This window comes from Pseudogulbenkiania sp. NH8B (assembly GCF_000283535.1).
Lineage (GTDB): Bacteria > Pseudomonadota > Gammaproteobacteria > Burkholderiales > Chromobacteriaceae > Pseudogulbenkiania > Pseudogulbenkiania ferrooxidans.
The window spans coordinates 1,169,278-1,186,060 of sequence record NC_016002.1 but is presented as its reverse complement, the minus strand read 5'-3'; the positions used below and the strand labels follow the sequence as shown (position 1 = coordinate 1,186,060).

General features: G+C 65.9%; 15 protein-coding genes and 4 tRNA genes. 12 read left to right on the top strand and 7 right to left on the bottom strand.

Features of this window, described 5'->3' with window-relative positions; all coding sequences use genetic code 11:
- Nucleotides 1-85 precede the first annotated feature (85 nt).
- Entirely contained in the window at nucleotides 86-715 is a 630-nt protein-coding gene (locus NH8B_RS05615) for a LysE family translocator (RefSeq protein WP_014086410.1), read from the bottom strand.
- A gap of 170 nt (nucleotides 716-885) precedes the next feature.
- Here NH8B_RS05615 and NH8B_RS05610 point away from each other — a divergent pair, with 170 nt between their 5' ends.
- A complete protein-coding gene (locus NH8B_RS05610; protein WP_014086409.1) occupies nucleotides 886-2,319 on the top strand; it encodes an aminotransferase-like domain-containing protein in 1,434 nt (477 codons plus the stop codon).
- 51 nt (nucleotides 2,320-2,370) lie between these two features.
- On the opposite strand, the gene NH8B_RS05605 is transcribed toward NH8B_RS05610, so the two are convergent.
- Nucleotides 2,371-3,288: a L,D-transpeptidase gene (locus NH8B_RS05605; RefSeq protein ID WP_041702852.1), complete on the bottom strand. Its 918-nt coding sequence runs from the start codon at nucleotides 3,286-3,288 to the stop codon at nucleotides 2,371-2,373.
- A 124-nt stretch (nucleotides 3,289-3,412) separates the two neighbouring features.
- On the opposite strand from NH8B_RS05605, the gene rlmD reads away from it, so the two are divergent.
- From rlmD to NH8B_RS05585, 4 genes are all read left to right on the top strand, one after another.
- Entirely contained in the window at nucleotides 3,413-4,966 is a 1,554-nt protein-coding gene (gene rlmD / locus NH8B_RS05600) for a 23S rRNA (uracil(1939)-C(5))-methyltransferase RlmD (RefSeq protein ID WP_014086407.1), read from the top strand.
- Nucleotides 4,967-5,149: 183 nt separating this feature from the next.
- Nucleotides 5,150-5,839 carry a YecA/YgfB family protein gene (locus NH8B_RS05595; protein ID WP_014086406.1) on the top strand — a complete coding sequence of 230 codons (690 nt, stop codon included), beginning with the start codon at nucleotides 5,150-5,152 and terminating at the stop codon, nucleotides 5,837-5,839.
- An 88-nt stretch (nucleotides 5,840-5,927) separates the two neighbouring features.
- A complete protein-coding gene (locus NH8B_RS05590) occupies nucleotides 5,928-6,401 on the top strand; it encodes an NUDIX domain-containing protein (protein ID WP_014086405.1) in 474 nt (157 codons plus the stop codon).
- Nucleotides 6,398-6,751, top strand: coding sequence for a thioredoxin domain-containing protein (locus tag NH8B_RS05585; RefSeq protein ID WP_014086404.1), 354 nt, complete (start codon nucleotides 6,398-6,400; stop codon nucleotides 6,749-6,751). The genes NH8B_RS05590 and NH8B_RS05585 overlap by 4 nt, the downstream gene beginning before the upstream one ends.
- On the opposite strand, the gene NH8B_RS05580 is transcribed toward NH8B_RS05585, so the two are convergent.
- The 3 genes from NH8B_RS05580 to folD form a co-directional block, all read right to left on the bottom strand.
- A complete protein-coding gene (locus tag NH8B_RS05580) occupies nucleotides 6,712-7,311 on the bottom strand; it encodes a hypothetical protein (protein WP_008955295.1) in 600 nt (199 codons plus the stop codon). The two genes, NH8B_RS05585 and NH8B_RS05580, sit on opposite strands and share 40 nt — an antisense overlap.
- A gap of 3 nt (nucleotides 7,312-7,314) precedes the next feature.
- Nucleotides 7,315-8,178 (bottom strand): formyltetrahydrofolate deformylase, encoded by an 864-nt coding sequence (gene purU, locus NH8B_RS05575; protein ID WP_008955296.1) that lies wholly within the window; start codon nucleotides 8,176-8,178, stop codon nucleotides 7,315-7,317.
- 162 nt (nucleotides 8,179-8,340) lie between these two features.
- Nucleotides 8,341-9,192 carry a bifunctional methylenetetrahydrofolate dehydrogenase/methenyltetrahydrofolate cyclohydrolase FolD gene (gene folD, locus NH8B_RS05570; protein ID WP_041703339.1) on the bottom strand — a complete coding sequence of 284 codons (852 nt, stop codon included), beginning with the start codon at nucleotides 9,190-9,192 and terminating at the stop codon, nucleotides 8,341-8,343.
- A gap of 114 nt (nucleotides 9,193-9,306) precedes the next feature.
- Between folD and NH8B_RS05565 the strand changes: the two genes are divergently transcribed.
- From NH8B_RS05565 to NH8B_RS05545, 5 genes are all read left to right on the top strand, one after another.
- Nucleotides 9,307-9,383, top strand: a tRNA-Pro gene (locus tag NH8B_RS05565).
- Nucleotides 9,384-9,409: 26 nt separating this feature from the next.
- Nucleotides 9,410-9,486 (top strand) — tRNA-Arg (locus NH8B_RS05560).
- A gap of 22 nt (nucleotides 9,487-9,508) precedes the next feature.
- Nucleotides 9,509-9,584, top strand: a tRNA-His gene (locus tag NH8B_RS05555).
- Between the two features lie 45 nt (nucleotides 9,585-9,629).
- Nucleotides 9,630-9,705, top strand: a tRNA-His gene (locus NH8B_RS05550).
- A 142-nt stretch (nucleotides 9,706-9,847) separates the two neighbouring features.
- Nucleotides 9,848-10,522, top strand: a complete 675-nt coding sequence (locus NH8B_RS05545; protein WP_008955298.1) for a GntR family transcriptional regulator — start codon at nucleotides 9,848-9,850, stop codon at nucleotides 10,520-10,522.
- 56 nt (nucleotides 10,523-10,578) lie between these two features.
- On the opposite strand, the gene NH8B_RS05540 is transcribed toward NH8B_RS05545, so the two are convergent.
- Nucleotides 10,579-11,748 (bottom strand): ABC transporter substrate-binding protein, encoded by a 1,170-nt coding sequence (locus tag NH8B_RS05540; protein ID WP_041702851.1) that lies wholly within the window; start codon nucleotides 11,746-11,748, stop codon nucleotides 10,579-10,581.
- Nucleotides 11,749-11,914: 166 nt separating this feature from the next.
- On the opposite strand from NH8B_RS05540, the gene NH8B_RS05535 reads away from it, so the two are divergent.
- Together NH8B_RS05535 and NH8B_RS05530 are read left to right on the top strand one after the other, a co-directional pair.
- A complete protein-coding gene (locus NH8B_RS05535) occupies nucleotides 11,915-14,578 on the top strand; it encodes a PAS domain S-box protein (RefSeq protein WP_014086401.1) in 2,664 nt (887 codons plus the stop codon).
- Nucleotides 14,575-15,198 (top strand): response regulator transcription factor, encoded by a 624-nt coding sequence (locus NH8B_RS05530; RefSeq protein WP_014086400.1) that lies wholly within the window; start codon nucleotides 14,575-14,577, stop codon nucleotides 15,196-15,198. Before NH8B_RS05535 ends, NH8B_RS05530 begins: the two co-directional genes overlap by 4 nt.
- 221 nt (nucleotides 15,199-15,419) lie before the next feature.
- On the opposite strand, the gene NH8B_RS05525 is transcribed toward NH8B_RS05530, so the two are convergent.
- Nucleotides 15,420-16,772, bottom strand: a complete 1,353-nt coding sequence (locus NH8B_RS05525) for an MFS transporter (RefSeq protein WP_014086399.1) — start codon at nucleotides 16,770-16,772, stop codon at nucleotides 15,420-15,422.
- Between the last annotated feature and the right edge of the window lie 11 nt (nucleotides 16,773-16,783).

The window sequence follows — 16,783 nt, the reverse complement described above, 5'->3', positions numbered from 1 at the left end:
ACGAAAAGACGAAAACGCTATTGTACGCTGCCCGCAAAAAAGCCCGCAAACGCGGGCTCGATGATAGCGGCAGGCTCTGGCCCCCTCACACGAACGGCACGCCGTCCAGCACCCCCGCCGGCAGCTTGTCCGCCACCAGCCACAGCGCCATCCCGGCCAAGAGGCTCGCCATGATCCAGTTGAACGCCGCCAGCCGGCGCGGCGAGCGCAGGAAACGCGCCAGCGCCACCCCTCCCCAGGCCCACACCCCGATGCACGGAAGCGCCACCATGAAGGCCACCACGGCGAACAGGCCGCCCGCCTGCCACAGCGGCATGCCGGAGGGCAGAAACAGCAGCGCCAGGTTGACGCCCATCAGCCAGACGTTGGGGTTGAGCCAGTTGAACAGCACCCCGCCGGCAAAACCCATCGGTCGCGCCGCGTCGCCGGCTTCACCGGGCTGGCCGGCACGCGTCATCTGCCACGCCAGCCACAGCAGGTAGCTGCAGCCGGCCAGTGCCAGCCACAGCTGCAGGTCGGTCATCAGTTCCTTGATATGGCCCAGCGCCACCGCCAGGATGGCGATCTGGCAGGCCAGCCCCAGCGCCATGCCGAGCAGCGCCGGCAGGGTGCGGCTGAAGCCGAAGCGCACACCGGACGAAGCCAGCACCAGGTTGTTGGGACCGGGGGTGATGGTCATCACCATCAGGTAAAGCGTCAGCGGGACGAAGTTCATGCGGGTTCCAGCAAAAAAACAAGGTTTTTCGATGGAGACATGGTAGCGAGCCTGCCATTACAATAACAGATTCAAAAAAATCGCATTGCAACCATAACAGTTTGGACAATTCCCAACTGTGATGGTCGAGTCAGCCGCCAACTGTACCGCTTGACGTCAACGGAGCCCCCATGAATCACGAGCCGCTCTACCAGCAACTGGTCAACGAATGGATCACGCTGATCCAGAACGGCGTGATGCGGCCGGGCGAGCGCCTGCCCTCGGTGCGCCAGGCCTGCGCCATGCACAAGGTCAGCCCGTCCACCATCCTCGCCGCCTACCGCGCGCTGGAAGACCGTGGCGTGATCGAGGCGCGGCCGCAGTCGGGCTTCTACGTCAAGTCTTCGGCCAACCTGCCGCTGCCGCGCATGCGCCGCCAGAGCACGGCGCTGCCGACCAGCGACGACGTGCTCGACCACATCGAGGCCTTCATGGCGGCGCAGACCGGCGAAGACTTCATCGACCTGTCGCTGGCCAGCCCGCGCGGCAGCGACTTCTACCCCACCAGCCGCGTCAAGCAGATCCTCAACCAGCTGATCCGCCAGCACCCCGAACTCGCCACCGACTACCCCTTCCCGCCCGGCTCGGCACGCCTCAGACGCCAGATCGCGCAGCGCGTGGTGAGCTGGGGCTGCGTGCTGGCGGCCGAGGATATCGTCATCACCAACGGCTGCTCCGAGGCGCTGTCGCTGGCGCTGCGCGCGGTGTGCAAGCCGGGCGACACCGTCGGTCTCGAGTCGCCCACCTACTTCGCGCTGGTTCCGCTGCTGAAAAGCCTGGGCTTGTCGGCGATCGAGATCCCCACCCACCCCACCACCGGGCTGTCGCTCGACGCGCTGGAGCTGCTGCTGTCGGAACAGCGCCTCAACGCCATCGTCGCCATGCCCACGGTGCACAACCCGCTGGGCTGCAGCATGCCGCTGGAGGCCAAGAAGCGCCTGGCGCAGCTCGTCAACCAGTACCGCGTGCCGCTGATCGAGGATACCCCGCACGCCGAGCTGTTCTACGGCCAGGCGGTGCCGGACGCAGTCAAGGCCTACGACCGCGACGGCTGGGTGCTGCTGTGCTCGAGCTACAGCAAGACGCTGGTGCCGGGCTTTCGCATCGGCTGGATCGCACCGGGGCGCTACCTGAAGGAAGTCACGCGGCTCAAGGTGGCCAGCACGCTGGGCCAGCCGCGACTGCTGGAAGAAACGGTGGCGGAATACCTGGAAAGCGGCGGCTACGACCACCACCTGCGCGGACTGCGCCGCCATTTCATGAGCCAGATGGAACGGCTGCGCGGCATGGTGGCCAGCCACTTCCCGGCCGGCACGCGCGCCACCTCGCCCTCGGGCGGCTGCCTGTTGTGGGTGGAACTGCCCTCCGCCACCGACACCCAGCAGCTGTTCCGCGCCGCGCTGGCCGAGCGCATCACCGTGGCGCCGGGCACCATCTACTCGGCCAAGGGGCGCTACCGCCACTGCCTGCGGCTCTCCTGCTGCTATCCGTGGAGCGACGCCTTCGAGCGCGCGCTGGTGCGCGTCGGCGAGCTGGCCGGCCAGAGCCGCAACACGACGGCATGAAAAAAGCCGCGGCCCGACGGGCAGCGGCTGGTTGGCTCAAAACGCTGGCGCTCACACCTTGGCGGGCTTTTTCGCCGGGCGCGGCTCCAGTTTGTTGACCGTCTCCGGCAGCGCCTCCGGCGCGGCGGGAGCCGTTTCCGACGGCGCCAGCTCCGGCGCCTTGCTGCCGCCACTGAGCCAGCGCAGAGCCGACAACTCGCCGCTGATGCGAGCCTTGTCGGCCGACTTGCAGCTCAGGCATACCGGCTTGCCGTTGCGCTCCCTGAGCGCCACGTCCACCCGCTTGCCGTGCACCGCCACCTGACGGCTGGACTGCCACGCCAGCAGCACCTGGGCCAGCTGCTTGAACGACGGATCGTCGTACTTGTACGGATTCTTCAGCGCGGTCAGCCACAGCTCGCCGGCGGCATCCTCATTCAACAACACGGTCTGGTAGGCCACCGTCACCGCCGCTCCCGGCGACACGGTGCTGGCCAGCTCGTCGATATCCTCGTTCTTGAGCCGCACGCAACCGTGGCTGCGGAAGCCCGGCACGCTGGTCGGAACGTTGGTGCCGTGCATGCCGAGCCCCAGCCGCGGGTCGCCAAAGCGCACGAAGGCGTTGCCGAGCGGATTGTCCGGCCCCGGCGGCACCGAGGTCAGCACCGGCTTGCCCTGCTGCTTCATTTCCTCCTGGATCGACTTCGGCACGTACCAGATCGGCTTGGGGTAAATGCCGGTCACGGCGTAGGTGCCGGTCGGCGTCTGGGTCAGCATCTTGCCCACCGCCACCGGGTAGGACTTGAGCAACGCGCCGTCGCGATACACGAACAGCCGGGTCTGCGGCAGGTTGATCACCACGTGCAAGCCGCTGCCGTTGATCAGCACATCCGGCGCCGGCACCTGGGCCCGCGCCAACGCCGCGGCCACCAGCATTGCCGCCGCGACAACCCGCTTACTCCTTGCACCCACCATACCCATTCGTTCCATCAATTATCCGGTCGCGCCATTTTAGCAGAAACCCCGCCGTACACCCGCTTGCAAAAAACCCAGCGCGGCACGGCGTATTTTGCGAAAATTACCGTTTTACCGTTTTGATTTGACACGGAAAACGATGAATCCATCCCAACCAGTCGCCCTGATCGAATCCCTCGACTACGAAGGGCACGGCGTCGCCCATGTAGAGGGCAAGACGATCTTCATCGATGGGGCGCTGCCGTACGAAACCGTCAGCTACAGCTCCTATCGCAAGAAACCCAGTTACGAGAACGCCGACACCTGCGCGGTACTGAAAGAAAGCTTCCTGCGCACCACGCCACGCTGCCCGCACTTCGGCGTTTGCGGCGGCTGCTCGATGCAGCACGTCGAATTCTCGGCCCAGGTCGCCATCAAGCAGCGCGTGCTGGAAGACAGCCTCAAGCACATCGGCAAGGTCGGCGCCGAACGCATGCTGACGCCGATCGCCGGCCCGGCCTGGGGCTACCGCCACCGTGCCCGTCTCTCGGCGCGCCTGGTCGAGAAGAAAGGCGGCGTGCTGGTCGGCTTCCACGAGAAACGCTCCAGCTACATCGCCGAGATGAGCGAGTGCCACATCCTGCCGCCGCACATCTCGGCGCTGATCGTGCCGCTGCGCGAAATGATCTACACGCTGTCGATCCGCGACCGCATGCCGCAGATCGAAGTGGCCGTCGGCGAAAAGCTCGACATCCTGGTGTTCCGCAACATGGACGCCATCAGTGCTGCCGACGAGGCCATCCTGCGCCGTTTCTCCGACACCCACTCGCAGCCGGGCCGTCCGCTGCAGATCTGGCTGCAGCCCAAGGGGCCGGACACCTGCTATCCGCTCTACCCGCTCGACGCGCCCAAACTGACCTACACGCTGCGCGACTTCAGCGTCGAGATGCCCTACTACCCCACCGAGTTCACCCAGGTGAACCCGGAGATCAACAACGTCATGGTGACGCGCGCCTTGAGGCTGCTCGACCCGCAGCCCGGCGAGCGCATCGCCGACATGTTCTGCGGCATCGGCAACTTCACCCTGCCGATCGCCCGCTCCGGCGCCGACGTGCACGGCATGGAAGGCAGCGAAGCGCTGGTCAAGCGCGCGGTGGAAAATGCCCGCCACAACCGCCTCGAGCATAAGGTCAGCTACGAGATGGCCAACCTGTTCGAGGTCACCGAGGAGAGCTTCGCCGCACTCGGCAAGTTCGACAAGATGCTGGTCGACCCGCCGCGCGACGGCGCCGTGCAGTTGCTCAAGGCCCTCACCGACGACACCGCGCCGCAGCGCATCGTCTACGTCTCGTGCAACCCGGCGACGCTGGCGCGCGACGCCGGCATCCTGGTCAACACCAAGGGCTACACGCTGAAGGCGGCCGGCATCATCAACATGTTCCCGCACACCGCCCACGTCGAGTCGGTGGCCTGGTTCGAGAAGACCGGCCCGTGCAAGTCCAGGAAGGAAATGGACGAGATGGAAGCCGCCGAAGCCGCCGCCCGCGAAGCCGCCAAGGCGGCCAAGAAGGCGCGCGAAGCCGAGGCCGCCCGCAAGAAGGCCGAGGAAGAGGCCGAGCGTGCCGCCAAGAAGGAAGCGCGCCGTCAGCACTACCTCGCCAATCAGGCCTACTACGACGCGCGCAACGCGGCCAAGAGCGACAGCGAGCAGTAAGCTAGCCACGGCAGCCTCCCGGCGCAACGACGGGTTGGCTGCCGGCCCCTGGGGCGGGCAGCGCCAAGGACCGTGCCGCACTCGCGGCGCGCTTTCACACCGGTCCGGCATTGTTTTGCAGCCACCCCGCCTCAAACGGCTGTTTTGCCCGATAATAGCCATCCTTTAGCGACGCCGATCACCATGAGCCACAAACCCCTCACCGACCGCGACTACCAAAACCTGGCCACCACCCTGGCCCGCTTTCGCGCCCAGCACTGCATGGGCCTGGAGCAGCTCGACGGCTTCTTCGCCGCCCTGCTGTGCGGGCCGGAACCGATCAAGCCGAGCGAGGTGCTGCCGCTGATCCTGGGCGACGCCTTCGACGACGAGACCGCCTTCAGCTCGCAGAAGGCGCTGGAGCAGTTCGTCTCGTTGCTGATGGGCCATTGGCTCGACATCGCCGACACACTGCACTCGGGACGCGAGTTCCACCCCTGGCTGGAGCCGGACGAGCACGGTGTGGTGCACGGCAACGACTGGGCACAGGGCTTCACCGCCGGCATGGAGCTGATGAACGAGGACTGGGGATTGCTGTTCGAGGATGAAGAGCAGGCCGAGGCGCTGGTGCCGATCATGGCGCTGGCGTTCGAACACCACCCCGATCCGGAAATGCGCCCCTACGTGGACAATGCCGACGCCGGACAGCGCGAGCAATGGCTTGCCGGCATCTCGCCGGCGGTCGAGGCGATCTACCGCTTCTTTGCCGCCATGCGCCGGCAGATGGAGCAGGAGAGCGTGGCGGCGGAACAGGCCGAGACGGCGAAACCCTCCGCCCAGACCCCGCGCCCGGTACGCCCCGGCAAGAAAAGTAAGGACGGCGGCCGGCGCTGAGCCGGTACGCAACCGCGCCACCCGGTCCACCCGGGATGGCGACAGGCCGCCGGCGAGCGGTCCGACATAACCCAAAGAATCACGAGAAATGACGATACAGGAAGCAAGAAGACCGGAGCAGCGACTGCCGCCAACGCTGGCGCGGCGCGCCACGGCGATCATCGAGATGCCGGACGGGGTGCTGGTGGCGGCGACGCGCGGAGGGCGCTACCAGTTGCCGGGGGGCAAGGCCAACCGTGGCGAGCTGCGCTCGCAGGCGCTGATCCGCGAGGTACGCGAAGAAACCGGCCTGCGCATCAACTCGATGCTGTACCTGTTCGACCACATCACCCCGCACGCCGCGCACAAGGTCTACCTGGCGATCGCCCAGGGCCAGGTCAAGCCGCAGGGCGAAGTCGAGCGCATCGCCCTGGTGACCTCGCCCGACAGCGAGCTCGACCTGATGCACGACGCACGCGCCATCCTGCGCCGCTACGCCCGTGTGCGCAGCGACACCACCCCCAAGGGCGAGGCCTTGCGCGCCTTTCTCGGGCTGGCGCGCTACATCGCCAAGGTGGAATGAGCAGCGCCACCCTGCCCTGGCGGGAACTCGACGAGTTCCGCTTTCACCACATCCTTCCCACCCTGCCCGGGGCCACGCTGGTGCTGTTCGGCCAACCCCATTGCGGCGCCTGCCGGGTGTGGCACGCCCGCCTGCCCCGGCTGGTCCCGCCCCGCATCCGCCAGCTGTGCTACGTCGACATTGCCGTGAGCAGCGCGCTGGCGCACGAATTCGAGCTGTTCCACCTGCCGGCGCTCGCCCTATACGACAACGGCGCGTTTCACACCATGGTGAACGCGCCGTTGGAACGGGCCAAGTTGGCCGAAGCGATTCAGATCGCGTTGGCGTCGCCGCCGTCGGAAGCCCCCTGAGCCGCATCCCCCTGGTTCAGCTCGAGCCCCAGCTCGGGCGGCACCTGCACCCAGTCGAGCGACGCCGCCAGCGACAGCGTCGACCCCATCAGCATCATCGCCAGCGGCGAGAACAGCAGCACGCCGACCAGCACGCGCAGCCGCGACACCCCGGATACCGCGGTCAGGGCATGCACCAGGATGGTAATGGTGAGCACCGACAACGCGAAGGCCCCGATCAGCGCCGCGTCGTCGGGCAGCCAGCTGGTCAGGGGCTCGAGAATCTGCACGCTGTTGGCCGCCACCACCAGCCCGAACAACGAACCGCTCGGCTTCCACTTGCCCAGGCGCAGCCACAGCCCCATGAACTGGGTGAACAACAGCGTCTCCAGCCAGGTGAACAGCAGGAAGAACGCCACGCGCCCCTCGACGTTGTCACCCAGGCCGTCGGCGCCGGCGCTGGCGATGATACCGAGCGCCGTCAACAGCAGCGCCGGCTGCCAGAACGCATACTGGTAGTGCTGTAGCGGCCGGACACGGAAACGCACCAGGTCCAGGGCATCGTCAAAGAGGATACGCATGTCTTAATCGAACACCACGGTTTTGTTGCTGTAGGACAACACGCGATCGTCCAGGTGCCAGCGCACCGCGCGCGACAGCACCACCTTTTCCAGATCCCGCCCCTTCTGCACCAGGTCCTCGACGTCGTCGCGGTGCGAGATGCGCGTGACCTCCTGCTCGATGATCGGACCATCGTCCAGCACCTCGGTCACGTAGTGACTGGTGGCGCCGATCAGCTTCACACCGCGCGCGAACGCACGATGGTAGGGCTTGGCGCCATCGAACGCCGGCAGGAAACTGTGATGGATATTGATCACCCGGTTCGGGAAACGTTCCACGAAACGCTGTGACAGCACCTGCATGTAGCGCGCCAGCACGATCACGTCCACCCCGGCTTCCTCGAGCAAGCGCCACTGCTCCGCCTCGGCCTCTTCCTTGTTGGTCTGCGTCACCGGCACCACGTGGTAGGGGATGCCGTTGAATTCGGCCATGCGGCGGCAGTCCTCGTGGTTGGAGATGATCAGCGGAATGTCGCAGTTCAATTCGCCGATGCGCCAGCGGTGCAGCAGGTCGACCAGGCAGTGTTCGTATTTCGAAACGAAGATCGCCATGCGCGGCTTGCGGCTCGACAGCGACACGCGCCAAGTCATGCCGTGCTTGTCGGCAATCGGCTGGAACGCCGCGGCGAAGCTCTCCATCGGCAGCGTGAAGCCGTCGAGGCTCCACTCGATGCGCATCAGAAACAGGTTTTCGCTGACATCCTGATGCTGGTCGGCATGCATGATGTTGGCGTTGTAGGTCATCAGGAAGTTGGCGATGGCCGCCACCAGCCCCTTCTTGTCGGGGCAGCTGATCAGCAGCGTGGCCGAATTCTTGTTATGACTCATTGTTCACTCCCAAAACGAAAGCCGATGTACCGGCGGCTTCTTCCAGCGCGCCAGGCGACGTCGCATGTCTCACGGCAGGGGCAGTGCACGCGAAGGGGATAAACCAGCGCCCCGCACCGTCACGCCGCCGATACGACCCGGCGCCCCCCTGCCCGCAAGGCCTCAGGCGTTCAGGTTGGCCGAATCCAGCGTGTTCTGCAGCAGGGTGGCCACGGTCATCGGCCCCACGCCGCCCGGCACCGGAGTGATGAAGGCGGCACGTTCGCTGGCGGTGGCGAACTCCACGTCGCCGCACAACTTGCCGCTGTCGAGGCGGTTGATGCCCACGTCGATCACCACCGCACCCGGCTTGACCCACTCACCCTTGATGAAGTTGGGGATGCCCACCGCGGCCACCACGATGTCCGCCTCGGAGACTTCCTTGGGCAGGTCGGTGGTGGCGCTGTGGCACACCGTCACGGTGGCGCGCGCCAGCAGCATTTCCAGCGCTTGCGGGCGGCCGACGATGTTGGACGCGCCGACGATCACCACCTTCTTGCCCTTCGGATCGATACCGTACTCTTCCAGCAGGGTCATCACGCCGCGCGGGGTGCACGGACGCAGCAGCGGCATCTTCACCGCCAGACGGCCCATGTTGTAGGGGTGGAAGCCGTCCACGTCCTTCTTCGGCTCGATGCGCTCGATCACCGACTGCGGATCGATCTGCTTGGGCAGCGGCAGCTGCACCAGGATGCCGTCGATGCTGGCGTCGGCGTTGAGCTGGTCGATGATCCCCAGCAGCTCTTCCTGCGAGGTGGAAGCGGGCAGGTCGTAGGCCACCGAGCGGATGCCGGCCTTCTCGCACGAGCGCTTCTTGTTGCCGACGTACACGCCGGAGGCCGGATCGTCGCCGACCAGGATGACGGCCAGTGCCGGAGCACGCTTGCCCGCCTTGAGGCGTGCATCCACGCCTTCGCGTACGCGCCCGATCAATTTTTCTGCTACTGCTTTGCCATCAATGAGTTGTGCCGTCATGCTCTGTCCCGAAACCAAACCAACCAAAAACGGCATTTTCTCATTTTTCACCCCCTAAGCTCAACGGGTATTGACAGCATTATGCTCGATCCGTATAGTTGCGCTCTCTGTCGTCGGGGTGTAGCGCAGCCTGGTAGCGCACCTGATTTGGGATCAGGGGGTCGAGAGTTCGAATCCCTCCACCCCGACCAGAAACTCCGCGCACTCGGTGCAGGATGCGCCCGTAGCTCAACCGGATAGAGCACCGGCCTTCTAAGCCGGGGGTTACAGGTTCGAGTCCTGTCGGGCGCGCCAGTAGTACAGCAGTAAGACAGTGGTGGATATAGCTCAGTTGGTAGAGTCCCGGATTGTGATTCCGGTTGTCGTGGGTTCGAGTCCCATTATCCACCCCAAAATTCCTGATTGAAGCGCCAGCTTCAGTCGTACCGCTTACGGCGGTGGATATAGCTCAGTTGGTAGAGTCCCGGATTGTGATTCCGGTTGTCGTGGGTTCGAGTCCCATTATCCACCCCAGTCTTGCAAAAACCGGCCCGAGGGCCGGTTTTTTTGTTGCACGTGCTCCTGCCGGCCGCAGTTTCACTTGTCTCCCCTGCCCCGCTCCGTAATAATTGAATACATTTGTATGTATCCGATTGACTGACAGAGCTTCCACCCCATGACCACCCTGCAGCCGATCAAGCGCCAGACGCTGACGAGTGCCGTAACCGAATCCCTGCGCCAACGCATCCTGTCGGGCGAGTTTGCCGACGGCCAGCAATTGCGCCAGGAAGCGCTTTCCAATGAATACGGCGTGAGCCGGGTTCCTGTGCGCGAGGCGCTGCGCCAGCTCGAGGCCGAAGGCCTGATCCAGATCATCGACCACAAGGGTGCCCTGGTATCCAAACTGTCGCTGGACGACGTGCTGGAACTGCTGGACATCCGCGCCATGCTGGAAAGCTCGCTGCTGCGCGCCGCCATCCCGCGCCAGACCAAGGCCGACCTGGCCATGGCCGCGGACACCCTGAAGCAGTTCGAGATCGCGCTGCAGACCAACGACATCCGCCACTGGGGCGAGCTGAACTCGCGCTTCCACCTGGCCTTGTACCGTGCCGCCAAGCGCCCCAACACGCTGGCGCTGATCGAGCAGTTGCACAACAAGACCGATCGCTACACGCGCATGCAGATTCTGTTCACCCAGACCATGGAGCGCGCGCACGCCGAACACACCAAGCTGCTGGAGCTGTGCCAGCAAGGCGCGGCCGAGGAAGCGGCCGAGTTCATCCGCTTCCACATCCTGTCGGCCGGCAACGCGCTGGAAAGCTACCTCAAGAACCAGGGTTCGCCGCGTTAAAAACGCTTCGGCCAACCTTCTAAGGTTGGCCGAACTCGGCAGCAACTCACACAGACTTACTTCATGCCCTTCAGCCTGTCCTCGCGATAGGCATGCACCACTTCCCCCCCCGCTACCTTGCCGATCACCGGCACGGTTTCGTCGATCGCCTCGTGGCTGCTCGGGCTGAACGGGCGCCGGTAGCGCGTGATCACGCCGTCGACCGGCCGTTGCAGCTGCTCCAGCGCCCGTCGGATCGCGGCCCGGTCGGTGCTGCCGGCCTGCTGGATCGCGGCCGCCAGCAGCAACATGGCGTCGTAGCCCTGCGCCGCGGAAGGCGGCGACGCGATGCGCCGGCCATGGCTCAGCGCCAGGTAGGCGTCGATGAACGCCTTGCGCCGCCCACCGGCTCCCTCCGGAATGAAGGTCTGCACCATGCGCGTGCCGTCGGCGTTGGGACCGGCGTTGTCGATGAAATTCGACATCGACAGCGTCCAGCTGCCGATCAGCGGCACCTGCCAGTCCATTCGCGCCATGCCGTTGGCGATTTCCACCAGCTCCGGGCCGATGGCGTAGGTCAGAATGACCTGGGCCCCCTGGCGCGCCGCCTTGCGCAATGGCTCGTCCATGTCGCGCTCGTGCAGGTCGAAGCGTTCCACTGCCACCGGCCGCACGCCGTAGCGCGCCAGCGCGGCGGTCAGTTCCATCACCCCTTGCTCGCCGTAGCGGGTAGTGTCGGCGAAGATGGCGATGCGGCGATAGCCGGCACGTTCCACCGCCTCGCGCGCGATCAGCCGCGCCTGCACCGTGTCGGACAGCGCGACGCGAAACACATAGCCGTCGCGCGCAGGCTGGGTCAGCTTTGCCGCCGTGGCCACCGCGATCACCAGCGGCACACGCGCCTCCTGGTAGAGCCCCACCACCGCTTCGGCCACCGCGGTATTCACCAGGCCGACCGTCGCCACCACCGGCTGACGGATCAGCTCGGCGTTGACGCGCCGGCCGCGCAGCGCGTTGCCGCCGTCGTCGCGCTCGACCAGCTGCAGCGGCCGCCCCAAGACGCCGCCACGGGCGTTGATCTCCTGCGCCGCCAGCCGGATGCCGTTGCGCATGCTGAGTCCCATCGGCGAGGACCCTCCGGTATACGCCCCCGGCACACCGATGCGGATCGGCTCGACGGCGCCGGCCAGCGTCGCCCACAGCAACCCCGCCAGCATCAGAGCGCGCTTCAAAATAGTTGTTTTCATTGTCTCTTTTCTCCGGAGCGCAAGCTTAACGGGGCGCACGCCAATCAACAAGCCCGACGCTGCGGGCTAACCCGGCTTATCTTCGGCGTCGGCTTGGCCTACACTCACGTTCTGTTGCCGGCACCACGCCGGTGGTACAGGACCACCTCGTCCGGACACCTTACGCATGCTTCGTTACCACTCCACCGCCCAGCGCCAGCGCCCGAGCTGGTACCGGCTGTTCCCCAACGCCAGCATCGTGCTGTTCTTCCTGACCATGGCGGTGATGCTGTGGGCGCTCGATTCGCGCGAAGCCGAGCAGCTGCGTACCGCGCTGGCGCGCGACGCGCTGTGGGCGGAACAGACGCTGCAACTGCACCTCGAAGACAATCTCAACCAGCTCACCGAACTCGCGCGCGAAGCGGGACGCGACGATCTCGACGAAAGCGGCTTCCAGCTCCAGGCGGCGCAATTCATCGGCAACACCCCGGAACTCTTGGCGGTGGTGCGCGCCGACACCGGCATGATCCTGCGCTGGATCGCCCCCTATGAAGACGGCCCGCTGACGCTGGGCGACGGCCTCTCGGGCCCCAGCGCCGACGCCTTCGTCAAGGCGCGCATCGAGAGCCGGCCGGTCTACAGCCGGCCCTACCAGAGCGCGGACGGCCAATGGCGCATCGAATTGCACGTGCCGGTGCTGCGCAACGGCCAGTTTGTCGGCACCATGATCGCCGTGTTCAACACCGGCACGCTGATCCGCCGCCTGCCGCCGTCGTGGTTTGCCGAGAAATACCAGCTCGAGCTGATCGACGCCGAGGGCCGTGACATCGGCCACAACGCCCAGCAGCGGTTGAGCGGGACGCTCTCCGAAAAGCTCGACCTGCCCGGCACCGGGCTCGCCATCATCGCCCGCCCGGTAAAGACGGCGACCAGCCCGAGCCGCGTCCTGCAGCTGGGGCTGATCGTCGGCCTGACCCTGCTCACCCTGATGAGCCTGCTCAGCCTCAACCGTCATATCCGCCGCCGCGTCAGCGCCGAAGAGGAGCGCGACCGGGTGTACCGCCTGTCACAGGATCTGCTCGGCATCATCAGCCCGGAGGGCACCCTGCTCGAGGTCAACCCGGCGTTCGAAACCGTGCTCGGCTACACGCAAGCGCAACTCATTGGCACCTCCTTCCTGAGCTACCTGCACCCCAGCGAGCGCGACATGCTGAAGGAAGGTTTTTTCGACATGCTCGGCGCCGACCAGAGCCATCGCTACGTCGAGACCCGGGTGCTGACGCGCGAGGGCGCCACGCACTGGATCGTGTGGGCGCTGAGCCCGCTGCCGGAGAGCGGCGTGATCTACGTCTCGGGCCGCGACATCACCGCCAAGAAGGAAGCGCAGGAAGCGCTCTGGCAGGAATCCACCTTCCGCAAGGCGATGGAAGATTCGCTGGTGGTGGGGCTGCGCGCCATCGACCTCGAAGGGCGCATCACCTACGTCAACCCGGCCTTCTGCGACATCACCGGCTACCGCGAGCAGGAACTGCTAGGCCAGCTGCCGCCCTACCCCTACTGGCGCTCCGGCGAAGCCGCCGAACTGCACCAGCGCCACATGGCGGCCGCGCTGACGGGAAACGCGCCACAGGACGGCCTCGAGACCCAGATCCGGCGCAAGGACGGCAAGGAAATCCACGTCAACCTGCTGATCTCGCCGTTGATCGACCACGATGGCCAGCACACCGGCTGGATGACGGCGATGACCGACATCACCGAGCGCCAGGAGGCCAAGCAACGGCTGGAGGCCTCGCACGAGCGTTTCGTCACCGTCATCGAGGGCCTGGACGCCGCGGTGGCGGTGGTCGACCCGGCCAGCCACGAGCTGCTGTTCTGCAACCAGCACTACCGCCAGTGGTTCGACCCGGACAACGTACTGGGGCAGGAAGAGAGCGCGAGCTGCTGCGACCTGCGGCTGGCCTTCCTGATGCGTGACGCCGAACGCTCCGAACTGGACCTCCAGTTGCAGCTGGCCAACCCGCCGCGCTGGCTGTCGGCGCGGCGCCGCCAGGTGCGCTGGGTGGACGGCCGGCCGACGCTGATGGTGATCCTCACCGACATCACCCAGCAGCACGAGGCGGAGCAGCGCTACGAACAACAGATGGAGAAGTTGCAGGCCACCTCGCGCCTGGTCACCATGGGCGAGATGGCCTCGACCCTGGCCCACGAGCTGAACCAGCCGCTGTCGGCCATCGCCAACTACCAGGCCGGCTGCATCGAACGGCTGCGCCAGGGCCGCGCCAGCGCCGAATCGCTGCTGCCGGTGATGGAAAAGATCACCGCCCAGGCCGAACGCGCCGGCAAGATCGTGCGCCGCGTGCGCGAATTCGTGAAACAGAGCGAACCCGACCGCAAGCCCTGCCAGTTGACGGATATCGTCGAGGCCACACTCGCCATCGCCGACATCGAGGCGCGCCGCTACGCCGCCACCATCGACCTGCAACTGCCGCCACGCCTGCCGGAAGTCTGCGTCGACCCGATCCTGATCGAGCAAGTGCTGCTCAACCTGATCAAGAACGGCATCGAGGCGATGCAGGACACCGAACCCGCCCGGCGCCAGCTCATCGTCAGCGCCGACGTGCTCAATCCGCGTCGGGTCGAGGTCGCCATCGCCGACCGCGGCCACGGCGTGCCGGCGGATCTCAAGGAGCGCCTGTTCGACGCCTTCTTCACCACCAAGAAGGAAGGCATGGGCATGGGGCTCAACATCTGCCGCACCATCATCGAATTCCATCAGGGTCAACTCTGGGTGGAAGACAACCCGGACGGTGGTAGTATTTTCCGCCTGACCCTGCCGGTGACCGAAGCATGAACACGACCAAGCAAGCGCCCATCCATATCATCGATGACGACGAACCGTTCCGGGACTCCCTGCTCTGGCTGCTGGAAAGCCACGACTACCAGGTGGAGTGCCACGGCAGCGCCGAAGCTTTCCTGGGCCGGGTGGTGCCGTCCGGCGTCGGCTGCCTGATCGTGGATATCCGCATGCCCGGCATGAGCGGGCTGGAACTGTTCGAGGAACTGGACCGGCGCGGCAACCCGTGGCCGGTGATCTTCATTACCGGGCACGGCGACGTGCCGATGGCGGTGCAAGCGGTCAAGCGCGGCGCCCACGACTTCCTGGAAAAGCCGTTCAACCAGCAGGCCCTGCTCGACGCCGTGGACAGCGCGCTGGCGACCTGCCGGCAGCGCCTCGACAGCACCGCCAGCCTCAGCAAGATGGCGGAACGGCTCGATTCGCTCACGGTGCGCGAGCGCGAGGTGCTGGAAAAGGTGATCGAGGGCAAGATGAACAAGGTGATCGCCGACGACCTCGGTATCAGCATCAAGACGGTGGAAGCGCACCGCGGCAAGATGATGGACAAGATGGGCGCGCGCTCGATCGCCGATCTGGTGCAGGCGGTGGTGGCCTATCGCCAGCAGAAGGGCTGACCCCCATAGAGCCGCTAACAGAACCCTCTTGGCATTGTTGCGCGGCCTGGCCGTACTACCTTGTACTGTCTGCGGCCGCGCGCCTAGCCAAGACCGCTGCGCTGGGTTTTGTTAGCGACTCTTGATACTCTAGCCGGAGCGCACAAGGCCGCCCGTCACCGGGCGGCCTTGTCGTTTACAGGCGTCTCGCCAGTTGTCGGGCTAGACGCTTTCGCTCCCTCTCAACGCGTCGTGGAAGGGGTGCCGGCCTTGGCGGTCCCACCTACACGGCGCACCGCATCCTTGCCCGGCTCCGGAATCGGCTCGATCTTGCCCAGCAGGAACACGAAGGCGAACACGCCGATCACCAGCACCACGCCCGCCACCAGGAAGGCGTTGGAGAACGACTGCGTGGCGCCGACGATATAGCCGGTCACGATCGGCGCCACCGCACCCATCATGTTGTTGGCGAAGTTCATGATGCCACCCACCGTGCCGGTGCCGCCGTGCGGGGCGATCAGCGACGGCAGCGACCAGCCCACCGGGGCGGCGGCGGCCAGGCCGCTCAGCGCGATGGTGATCCAGACGATGGCGACGTAAGGATCTGTGGTGGTGGTGGCGCCGAACACCGCCAGGCCACACAGCATGCCGGCCACCAGCACGCCCTTGCGCACCCGCGTCTCGTCATGCCCCTTGGCGATCAGGTGGTCGATCAGCCAGCCGCCGACCAGGAGATCGGACAGCGTGGCGAACAGCCAGGGGACGGCGGCGAACGTCGCCGACTTCAGGATGCTCATGTGCATCGCCTGCACCAGGTAGCCCGGCAACCAGGTCAGAAACAGGTAGAACACGTAGCCGTAGGCGGCAAAGCCGATCGACAGCCCCCAGATTTTGCGCTGCTTGAGCAGGTAGCCCAGCATGTTCAGCGAGCTTTCCTGGCTCACCCCTTCCGGCGTGGCGCCACCCTGGACGATGTAGTCGTGCTCGGCCCGGGACAGCTTGCTGTCGGCGCTGGGGTCACGATAAAGCAGGTAGAAGGCCAGGAAGTAGCACAGGCTCAACAGGGCGGACAGGCCAAAGCCCCAGCGCCAGCCGAGATGCACCACGGTCAGGGCGACCAGCGGCACGCCGATCACGTTGGAGAACTTGGCGGCGGCATCGAACAGCGCGGTCGCCATGGCGCGCTCGCGGCGCGGGAACCAGTAGCCGGTGGCCTTCGAGCTGACCGGGAATCCCGGCGCCTCGGCTACCCCCAGCAGGGCACGCGCGGCGAACACGCCGCCGAAACCGCCGGCACAGGCGGTCAGCGTGGCGGCGATGCCCCACAGGAACGCTCCCCAGCGCCCGACCTTGGTGACGCCGAAGCGGTCGAGCACCACCCCGGTAGGAATCTGCAGCAAGGCGTAGGCCCAGAAGAAGGCGCTGAACAAGAGCCCGATATCCCCGGTAGTGAGGTGGAACTCCTGCTGTAACTGCGGCGCCGCCACCGACAGGCTGATGCGGTCGAAATAGTTGACCAGCACGCCGATGCCGAGCAGGGCACCGATGCGCCAGCGGCGCGTCGGCACGCGGGCGGTGGTGTTGTGGGTCGTCATTGTGTTCTCCT